At 62.7% G+C, this 3,325-nt stretch carries 1 protein-coding gene; it reads right to left on the reverse strand.

The features are described 5' to 3' along the window. Positions 1-33: 33 nt before the first annotated feature. On the reverse strand, positions 34-3,325 hold a 3,292-nt coding region (hrpA, locus tag FEM54_RS28335), incomplete at its 5' end, for an ATP-dependent RNA helicase HrpA (RefSeq protein ID WP_138453835.1).

The raw sequence follows: 3,325 nt of genomic DNA on the forward strand, positions 1-3,325 counted from the left end.
GGTTGGGCGTTGCCTGGAGGATCGAGGAAGAACTCAGGCCTCGACCAGGCTCCACTGTTTGCTCAAACGCTTATCGGAAATCGGCACCTTGGTGCCCAACTGCTGGGCAAACAGCGACACCCTGTATTCCTCCAACCACCAGCGGTAAAGTTCCAACTGCGGGTCGCGCTTGCCTTCCTGGGCGTGTTTGTTCAGGCGGTTCTGGTACTGCGCCCACAGGCCGCCCAACTCCGAGCTCCAGACCCGATCTTTTTGCACCTGGCTTGGCAACTTCTCCAGGCGCAGCTCGATGGCCTTGAGAAAGCGCGGCAATTCCTTGAACCACTGCGCCGGGGTTTCGCGCACAAAACCGGGATATACCAGGTTGCTGAGTTGCTGTTTGATGTCGTTCAACGCCACCGCCTGGGCCAGGTCGATCTTGCCTTTGAAGCGTTTCTGCAAGCCATGCCAGAGTTTCAGCACGTCCAGGGTCAAGCGCGCCAGGCGTTCGGCGTGTTCGGTCCAACTGCCGCGCTTGCGTTCGGCCAACGCAGCCAGACCCGCACCGTCACGCGGCAGGCTGGCTTCGCCTTCGAGCACGCAGGTGTCGAGGCTGGCCAACAGAATATCTTCCACCAGCGCATCAATGCGCCCCAGCTCGCGGTACATCAGGCCCAGCTCAGTCAACCCAGGCAATTTGCCGCGCAGGAATTTTGCCGGTTCCGCCAGTTGCTGCATGAGCAGGCGCTGCAAGGCGCGACGGTGCTGGAACTCGGCTTCGGCGGCGGTGGAGAAACGCCCTTCCTTGACCGTGCCGTTTTCTTCGACCAGTGCCGGATACACCGTCATCGACAGGCCAGCAATCTTTTGCTGGGTCTTTTCCGCCACGGCGGCAAACACCTTGGCTTCCACCGGCTGTTGGCTTTTCGCGGTTTGCGGTACAGCCAATGCGGCCTGGCTGGCCTCGGCGAAACGTGCGGTCAGCTCGGCCAGGTCGCGGCCTTCGCCCAGGAACTTGCCCTGGCCGTCAACCACCTCCAGGTTCATCTTCAGGTGGCTTTCCACCTGCTGCGCCGCCTCGGCCCAGGCTTCATCGCTGACCCGCGCGCCGGTCATGCGCAGCAATTCGCGGCCCAGCGCCTGGGGCAACGAGCCCTGGCCAAATTCGATACGTTGCAGGGCGGCCTTGACGAAATCCGGCACCGGCACAAAGTTCTTGCGCAGCGCCTTGGGCAGGTTGCGCACCAGCGCAATGCACTTGGCTTCGATCACACCCGGTACCAGCCACTCCAGGCGCTCAGGCGGCAACGCCGGCAACAGCGGCGCCGGTACGCGCAGGGTTACGCCGTCGCGGGGGTGGTTGGGTTCAAAGTGGTAACTCAGGGCCAGTTCCAGGTCGCCCAGGTGCAGGGTGTCGGGGTAATGCGCGGCCGTGACTTCACTGGCCTCGCGGGCCAGCACGTCCTCTTCACGCATGATCAGCAGTTGCGGGTCTTTCTGGCTGTTGACCTTGTACCAACTGTCGAACGTGGCGGTCTGGTGGATCTCTGCCGGCAAGCGCGCGTCATAAAAGGCGTACAGGGTTTCTTCATCCGCCAGAATGTCGCGACGACGGGCCTTGGCCTCCAGTTCATCGAGCTGTTCCAGCAGTTGCTGGTTGGCCGTGAGGCACTTGGCGCGGGATTGAATCTCGCCGCGTACCAACCCTTCACGAATAAACAACTCGCGGGACACCACCGGGTCAATCGGCCCGTAATGTACCGGCCGGCGCCCGACCACAATCAGCCCGAACAGGGTGATCTGCTCAAACGCCACCACTTGGCCGCGCTTCTTTTCCCAGTGCGGTTCGAAGTGGTTTTTCTTGATCAGGTGCCCGGCCAGCGGCTCGATCCAGTCGGCATCGATCTTGGCGACCATGCGCGCATACAGCTTGGTGGTTTCCACCAGTTCGGCGGTCATCAGCCATTGCGGACGTTTTTTGCCGATGCCCGAGGACGGGTGAATCCAGAAGCGCCGCTGCCGTGCGCCGAGGTAATCGCCGTCTTCGGTTTTCTGGCCGATCTGGCTGAGCAGGCCGGACAGCACCGCCTTGTGCAGTTTCGCAAAGTCGGCCGGTTCCTTGTTGAGGGTCAGTTGCATATCGCGGCAGATCAGGCTCAACTGGCGATGGGAGTCACGCCACTCGCGCAGGCGCAGGTAATTCAGGAAGTTCTTGCGGCACCAGTTACGCAACGGGCTGGCGGTCAACGCCTGGCGCTGTTCTTCAAAGCCGCGCCACAGATTAACCAGCCCGGCGAAGTCCGAGTCTGCATCTTTCCACTGTGCGTGGGCCTGGTCGGCGGCTTGCTGGCGCTCCGGCGGACGCTCGCGAGGGTCCTGGATCGACATGGCACTGGCCACAATCAACACTTCCTGCAAACTGCCGAGCTTGGCCGCTTCGAGCAGCATGCGGCCCATGCGCGGGTCCACCGGCAGGCGCGCCAGTTGGCGGCCCAGCGGCGTGAGCTGGCTGTTGCGGTCGACTGCCGAGAGTTCTTGCAGCAGGTTGAAACCGTCGCTGATCGCCTTGCCATCCGGCGGTTCGATAAACGGGAAGTCGGTGATTTCGCCCAGGCGCAGGTGCAGCATCTGCAGGATCACCGCGGCGAGGTTGGTGCGCAGGATCTCCGGGTCGGTAAATTCCGGACGGCCGATAAAATCTTCTTCGCTGTACAAGCGAATGCAAATGCCCGGCTCAACCCGGCCGCAGCGGCCTTTACGCTGGTTTGCACTGGCCTGGGAAATCGCCTCGATCGGCAGGCGCTGCACCTTGGCGCGGTAGCTGTAGCGGCTGATGCGCGCGGTGCCGCTGTCGATCACATAACGGATGCCCGGCACGGTCAGCGAGGTTTCCGCAACGTTGGTCGCCAACACCACGCGGCGGCCTGGGTGGGACTGGAAAATCCGCTGCTGTTCGGCCGGCGACAGGCGCGCGTACAGCGGCAGAATTTCAGTGTGTTTGAGCTGGGCCTTGCGCAGCATGTCGGCGGCGTCGCGAATCTCGCGTTCGCCGGGCAAAAACACCAGCACATCGCCGGGGCTGCGGCGTTCGCTGCGCTCATAGGCGGCGATTTCGTCGAGGGTGGCGAGGATCGCCTGGTCGACGGTCAAGTCATCCTCGACACGGTTACCCTCCTCGTCCTGCTCAAGCGTCAACGGGCGATACCAGGTGTCGACCGGGACGGTGCGGCCCGAGACCTCGACAATCGGCGCATCGTCGAAGTGCTTGGAAAAGCGTACCAGGTCGATGGTCGCCGAGGTGATGATGACTTTCAGGTCCGGGCGGCGCGGCAGCAGGGTTTTCAGG

The sequence above is a fragment of the Pseudomonas edaphica genome (assembly GCF_005863185.1).
Lineage (GTDB): Bacteria > Pseudomonadota > Gammaproteobacteria > Pseudomonadales > Pseudomonadaceae > Aquipseudomonas > Aquipseudomonas edaphica.